This is a genomic window from Bacillus luti, from assembly GCF_009739945.1.
GTDB classification, from domain to species: domain Bacteria; phylum Bacillota; class Bacilli; order Bacillales; family Bacillaceae_G; genus Bacillus_A; species Bacillus_A luti.
In genome coordinates, this window is sequence record NZ_CP040336.1 from 4,811,103 (window position 1) to 4,817,500 (window position 6,398).

Annotated in this window: 4 protein-coding genes, 2 rRNA genes and 1 riboswitch (1 of these 7 only partly in view); of the genes, 1 reads left to right on the forward strand and 5 read right to left on the reverse strand. The window is 43.0% G+C overall.

Annotation, left to right across the window (positions count from 1 at the left end):
• Positions 1-23: 23 nt before the first annotated feature.
• The 3 genes from purB to purE are packed head-to-tail and all read right to left on the reverse strand — an operon-like array spanning position 24 to position 2,961.
• Positions 24-1,331, reverse strand: a complete 1,308-nt coding sequence (purB, locus tag EUC40_RS24235) for an adenylosuccinate lyase (RefSeq protein ID WP_000625682.1) — start codon at positions 1,329-1,331, stop codon at positions 24-26.
• Positions 1,328-2,479 carry a 5-(carboxyamino)imidazole ribonucleotide synthase gene (purK, locus tag EUC40_RS24240; RefSeq protein ID WP_156576799.1) on the reverse strand — a complete coding sequence of 384 codons (1,152 nt, stop codon included), beginning with the start codon at positions 2,477-2,479 and terminating at the stop codon, positions 1,328-1,330. The genes purB and purK overlap by 4 nt, the downstream gene beginning before the upstream one ends.
• Complete coding sequence (purE, locus tag EUC40_RS24245; RefSeq protein WP_000839367.1) at positions 2,476-2,961, reverse strand: 5-(carboxyamino)imidazole ribonucleotide mutase; 486 nt, start codon at positions 2,959-2,961, stop codon at positions 2,476-2,478. Before purE ends, purK begins: the two co-directional genes overlap by 4 nt.
• Positions 2,962-3,071: 110 nt before the next feature.
• A riboswitch (purine riboswitch) is annotated at positions 3,072-3,173 on the reverse strand.
• A gap of 250 nt (positions 3,174-3,423) precedes the next feature.
• Between purE and EUC40_RS24250 the strand changes: the two genes are divergently transcribed.
• On the forward strand, positions 3,424-3,705 hold the full coding sequence (locus tag EUC40_RS24250; RefSeq protein WP_156576800.1) for a hypothetical protein: 282 nt from the start codon (positions 3,424-3,426) through the stop codon (positions 3,703-3,705).
• 43 nt (positions 3,706-3,748) lie between these two features.
• On the opposite strand, the gene rrf is transcribed toward EUC40_RS24250, so the two are convergent.
• Both rrf and EUC40_RS24260 read right to left on the reverse strand, forming a co-directional pair.
• Positions 3,749-3,864: ribosomal RNA gene (rrf, locus tag EUC40_RS24255) — 5S ribosomal RNA — on the reverse strand.
• Positions 3,865-3,913: 49 nt separating this feature from the next.
• Positions 3,914-6,398, reverse strand: a 23S ribosomal RNA gene (locus tag EUC40_RS24260); it runs 437 nt beyond the window's last position.

Here is a 6,398-nt window from a genome sequence, read left to right on the forward strand (position 1 = left end):
TCTATTCTGTGCCATATGAAATTTTACGCTTCGTTTAATCCAAGGCGTTCAAAGATCGTATCAACGTGTTGCATATGATGCTCATAGTTGAAGCATTCATTAATTTCTTCTTGTGTTAATTTGCTTGTAATACGCTCATCAGCTTCTACAAGTTCTTTAAATTGTACTTGTGTTTCCCAAGCTTCCATCGCTTTAGGCTGTACGATATCGTAAGCTTCTTCACGTACCATACCTTTGTCGATTAACGTAAGCATTACGCGCTGAGAATAAATTAAGCCGTATGTTCTTGTCATATTGCGTTTCATATTCTCTGGGTATACAGTTAAGTTTTTAACGATATTACCAAAGCGATTTAACATGTAATTTAACGCGATTGTTGCATCTGGTAAAATTACGCGTTCTGCTGAAGAGTGAGAAATATCACGCTCATGCCATAATGGAACATTCTCATAAGCTGTCATCATATAACCGCGGATAACACGAGCTAAACCAGTCATGTTTTCAGACCCAATTGGATTACGCTTATGCGGCATTGCAGAAGAACCTTTTTGACCCTTTGCGAAAGCTTCTTCAACTTCACGTGTTTCACTCTTTTGTAAACCACGAATCTCAACTGCCATCTTTTCGATAGATGTTGCGATTAATGCAAGTGTTGACATGTAATGAGCATGGCGATCACGTTGCAATGTTTGTGTTGAAATTGGTGCTGCTTCTAATCCTAAGTTTTCACAAACATATTTTTCTACGAATGGATCGATATTTGCGTATGTACCAACCGCACCAGATAATTTACCAACGCGAACTGTATCAGCAGCTTGTTTGAAGCGCTCTACGTTACGTTTCATTTCTTCATACCAAAGACCAAGTTTTAAACCAAATGTTGTTGGTTCTGCATGAACACCGTGTGTTCTTCCCATCATGATCGTGTATTTATGCTCTTTTGCTTTGTTAGCTAAAATGCTTACAAAGTTTTCTAAGTCTTTTAATATGATTTCATTCGCTTGTTTTAAGATGTAAGATAACGCTGTATCTACTACGTCTGTAGATGTTAAACCGTAATGAACCCATTTACGTTCTTCGCCTAATGCTGGTGTTTCTGATACAGCACGAGTGAATGCAACTACGTCATGACGTGTTTCTTTTTCAATTTCATAAATACGATCAATATCAAATGATGCATGCTCACGAATTTTTTTAACATCTTCTTTTGGAATATCGCCAAGCTCAGCCCATGCTTCACAAGCTAAAATCTCAACTTCTAACCACGCTTTAAATTTGTTCTCTTCCGTCCAAATGGCACCCATTTCTGGGCGTGTATAACGACTAATCATCTTTTTCCCTCCAACAGTTGTTCTTGATGGTCCCAAATATGCAAACTCTTCGCTTTTTCTAGAGCGACTTCAATATTATCATTTAAAATATTAACATGCCCCATTTTCCGCTGCGCTTTTGCTTCTTCTTTTCCATACAAATGTAAATAGCACCCGGTTAATCTATTCACTTGTCTTAGGACCCCTTCTATATGTTCGCCTAAAATGTTTACCATGACAACTGGTTTTAACAAATTTGTTTCTCCAAGAGGTAAATTACAGATTGCTCGAATATGTTGACCGAATTGACTCGTTTCACATGCATCCTGTGTATAGTGTCCTGAATTGTGAGGTCTTGGTGCTAATTCATTAATATAAATCTCACCATCAGCTGTAGCAAACATCTCTACCGCTAGTGTTCCCACAAGTTCCAGTTCATCCGCAAGCACTTTTGCATAAGCAATTGCTTTTTGAGAAAGTTCTTCTGTAATGCGAGCCGGAACGATGGATTCATGCAAAATGTTATTTACATGGATATTTTCCGCTACCGGAAATACTTTCGTTTCACCACTTACACTACGAATTACAATAACTGATACTTCTTTTTCAAAAGGCACCCATTTCTCTAAAATACACTCTGCTGCATTCGCAAGCTTTTGCGCTTTATCAACGTCAGCCTCACTTCTTAAAACAACTTGCCCTTTCCCATCATATCCACCTGTCGTTGTTTTTAAGACGGAAGGATATGATAGCTCAGCGATTGCTTCAGTAAGCTGCTCTTGCGTTTGAACCAATCTATACGTTGCTACTGGTAACCCCGCTTTTTCAATTGCATTCTTTTCAGTAAAACGATTTTGTGTTTTACTTAACAACTGACTGCCTTGCGGTAAGTAAGCATGTTTTTCAAGCCATTGTAAACATCTATAATCAATATTCTCAAATTCATATGTGACAACATCACTAATCTCTGCTAAATGCTGAATTGCTTTTAAATCGTCATACGGTGCAACAATTTCAATATCAGCAACTTGTGCACATGGTGAGTTTTTTGTAGGATCTAAAACAGCAATTTTATATCCCATCTCTTTAGCTGCCAATGCCATCATTCTTCCTAGCTGGCCGCCTCCAATAATACCGATTGTTTTTCCAGGTAAAATGATTCTCGTCATACTAGCTCACTACCTTCGCGCACATCTTTTTCAATTGCTTCTCTTCTCAATTCTAATGCATCATGTATGTCATCATGGAATGATCCAAGTATTTGTGCAGCAAGTAAACCAGCATTTGTTGAACCAGCCTTACCAATTGCAACAGTTGCAACTGGAACCCCTCCTGGCATTTGGACGATGGATAATAATGAATCTAAGCCGTTTAACGCTTTTGATTGAACTGGAACTCCGATTACAGGAAGATTCGTCTTCGCTGCAACCATTCCTGGTAAATGCGCTGCTCCACCAGCTCCAGCAATAATAACTTTCAATCCACGTTCACGAGCCGTCTCTGCATATTCAAACATATAATCCGGAGTCCGATGAGCGGATACAACTTTTTTCTCATACGGTATATTTAATTCATCTAAAATGTCACAAGCATATTTCATTGTTTCCCAGTCTGACGTGCTTCCCATTATGACTCCAACTAGTGATTTCATATTAGAATCCCCCCGATTCAAATAAAAAAAGCCTGAAATAGAACAGTTTCTCTTTTACTATGAGAGAAAGTGCTCTACTCAGGCATAAGTATCCCTTGTGAATAGAAAAATACCGAGTGACTTTCCCTCATAGTCTAACGAATAACGGTCGTTAGGTAGAGACTTGCAGGCCATATCCCCGCGATTATATGAGGTCTTATATATTATTGTTTCTATGGCTATATTAACAATATTTCATAAACAATGTCAACAAATAATCGAATGTTTTTTTATTAGCAACTCGTAACGTTCGTGTTTTAGTTATATTCAAAAGAATAATTGTAACTATATGCAAGAAGGATAAGTAATTAGAATATATATTTCTAGAGATCTATCGTACACATAACGGTTTGTATACTAATTCCGCATGTTTTCATATAAAGCATATCGTTTATATTCATTTTATTTATAAGGAGAACAATAATGAAAAAAATAACTACATTCTTTTCATATTTATTTCTTTGCATTGCAATCATTGCTGTTATAATTGAATACTTATTTATATCATCCCACTTTTTTTACTCTCATTATTTAAAATACATACTTGTAGTAGAAATAACATTTCCTATCATAGGGATGATTTTAGGAGCACTCGGAGAATCCGGAAAACAAAAAATCATTGCTATTACTTTGAATAGCCTCGTTTTCATTCTTTTTTCTTCTTTAGGATTATTAAATCTATGGATTATGACATTTGGCAAATAAAAATAAACACAAAAAAACCTAAGTCGAATCGACTTAGGTTTTTGCTTGGCGACGTCCTACTCTCACAGGGACAAGGTCCCAACTACCATCGGCGCTAGAGAGCTTAACTTCCGTGTTCGGTATGGGAACGGGTGTGACCTCTCTGCCATCATCACCAAACTATGAAGGCATATTCCTTCAAAACTAGATAACATTTGCTACATATTATATGGTTAAGTCCTCGATCTATTAGTATTCGTCAGCTCCACATGTCACCATGCTTCCACCTCGAACCTATCAACCTGATCATCTTTCAGGGATCTTACTAGCTTACGCTATGGGAAATCTCATCTTGAGGGGGGCTTCATGCTTAGATGCTTTCAGCACTTATCCCTTCCGCACATAGCTACCCAGCTATGCCCTTGGCAGAACAACTGGTACACCAGCGGTGCGTCCATCCCGGTCCTCTCGTACTAAGGACAGCTCCTCTCAAATTTCCTACGCCCACGACGGATAGGGACCGAACTGTCTCACGACGTTCTGAACCCAGCTCGCGTACCGCTTTAATGGGCGAACAGCCCAACCCTTGGGACCGACTACAGCCCCAGGATGCGATGAGCCGACATCGAGGTGCCAAACCTCCCCGTCGATGTGGACTCTTGGGGGAGATAAGCCTGTTATCCCCGGGGTAGCTTTTATCCGTTGAGCGATGGCCCTTCCATGCGGAACCACCGGATCACTAAGCCCGACTTTCGTCCCTGCTCGACTTGTAGGTCTCGCAGTCAAGCTCCCTTATGCCTTTGCACTCTACGAATGATTTCCAACCATTCTGAGGGAACCTTTGGGCGCCTCCGTTACACTTTAGGAGGCGACCGCCCCAGTCAAACTGCCCACCTGACACTGTCTCCCGGGTCGATAAGACCCGTAGGTTAGAATTTCAATACAGTCAGGGCGGTATCCCACCAGCGCCTCCACCGAAGCTAGCGCTCCGGTTTCAATGGCTCCCGCCTATCCTGTACAAACTGTACCAAAATTCAATATCAGGCTACAGTAAAGCTCCACGGGGTCTTTCCGTCCTGTCGCGGGTAACCTGCATCTTCACAGGTACTATAATTTCACCGAGTCTCTGGTTGAGACAGTGCCCAAATCGTTACACCTTTCGTGCGGGTCGGAACTTACCCGACAAGGAATTTCGCTACCTTAGGACCGTTATAGTTACGGCCGCCGTTTACTGGGGCTTCAGTTCAGAGCTTCGCTTACGCTAACCCCTCTCCTTAACCTTCCAGCACCGGGCAGGTGTCACCCCCTATACTTCGCCTTACGGCTTCGCAGAGAGCTGTGTTTTTGCTAAACAGTCGCTTGGGCCTATTCACTGCGGCTTTCCGTTAAGAAAGCACCCCTTCTCCCGAAGTTACGGGGTCATTTTGCCGAGTTCCTTAACCAGAGTTCTCTCGCACACCTTAGGATTCTCTCCTCGCCTACCTGTGTCGGTTTGCGGTACAGGCACCTTTTATCTCGCTAGAAGCTTTTCTTGGCAGCGGGGAATCAAAGACTTCGCTCCATAAGGAGCTTCCCCATCACAGCTCAGCCTTCACGATAAGCGGATTTGCCTACTTATCAGCCTAACTGCTTGGACGTGCACAACCAATCGCACGCTTCTTCTATCCTTCTGCGTCCCTCCATTGCTCAAACGATAAAGAGGTGGTACAGGAATATCAACCTGTTGTCCATCGCCTACGCCTGTCGGCCTCGGCTTAGGTCCTGACTAACCCTGAGCGGACGAGCCTTCCTCAGGAAACCTTAGGCATTCGGTGGACGGGATTCTCACCCGTCTTTCGCTACTCATACCGGCATTCTCACTTCTAAGCACTCCACCAGTCCTTACGGTCTGACTTCACTGTCCTTAGAACGCTCCCCTACCACTGATACCATTGGTATCAATCCGCAGCTTCGGTGGTGTATTTAGCCCCGGTACATTTTCGGCGCAGAGTCACTCGACTAGTGAGCTATTACGCACTCTTTAAATGGTGGCTGCTTCTAAGCCAACATCCTAGTTGTCTAAGCAACTCCACATCCTTTTCCACTTAATACACACTTTGGGACCTTAGCTGGCGGTCTGGGCTGTTTCCCTTTTGACTACGGATCTTATCACTCGCAGTCTGACTCCTAAGGATAAGTCATTGGCATTCGGAGTTTGACTGAATTCGGTAATCCGATGAGGACCCCTAGTCCAATCAGTGCTCTACCTCCAAGACTCTTACACTTAAGGCTAGCCCTAAAGCTATTTCGGGGAGAACCAGCTATCTCCAGGTTCGATTGGAATTTCTCCGCTACCCACACCTCATCCCCGCACTTTTCAACGTGCGTGGGTTCGGGCCTCCATTCAGTGTTACCTGAACTTCACCCTGGACATGGGTAGATCACCTGGTTTCGGGTCTACGACCACGTACTAAACGCCCTATTCAGACTCGCTTTCGCTGCGGCTCCGCCTCTTCAGCTTAACCTCGCACGGGATCGTAACTCGCCGGTTCATTCTACAAAAGGCACGCCATCACCCATTAACGGGCTCTGACTATTTGTAGGCACACGGTTTCAGGATCTCTTTCACTCCCCTTCCGGGGTGCTTTTCACCTTTCCCTCACGGTACTGGTTCACTATCGATCACTAGGGAGTATTTAGCCTTGGGAGATGGTCCTCCCAGATTCCGACGGAAT

Bases quoted from the DNA above. Each gene is read 5' to 3' on its own strand.
- purK (WP_156576799.1), bottom strand. From the start codon at position 2,479: ATGACGAGAATCATTTTACCTGGAAAAACAATCGGTATTATTGGAGGC.
- EUC40_RS24250 (WP_156576800.1), top strand. From the start codon at position 3,424: ATGAAAAAAATAACTACATTCTTTTCATATTTATTTCTTTGCATTGCA.
- purE (WP_000839367.1), bottom strand. From the start codon at position 2,961: ATGAAATCACTAGTTGGAGTCATAATGGGAAGCACGTCAGACTGGGAA.
- purB (WP_000625682.1), bottom strand. From the start codon at position 1,331: ATGATTAGTCGTTATACACGCCCAGAAATGGGTGCCATTTGGACGGAA.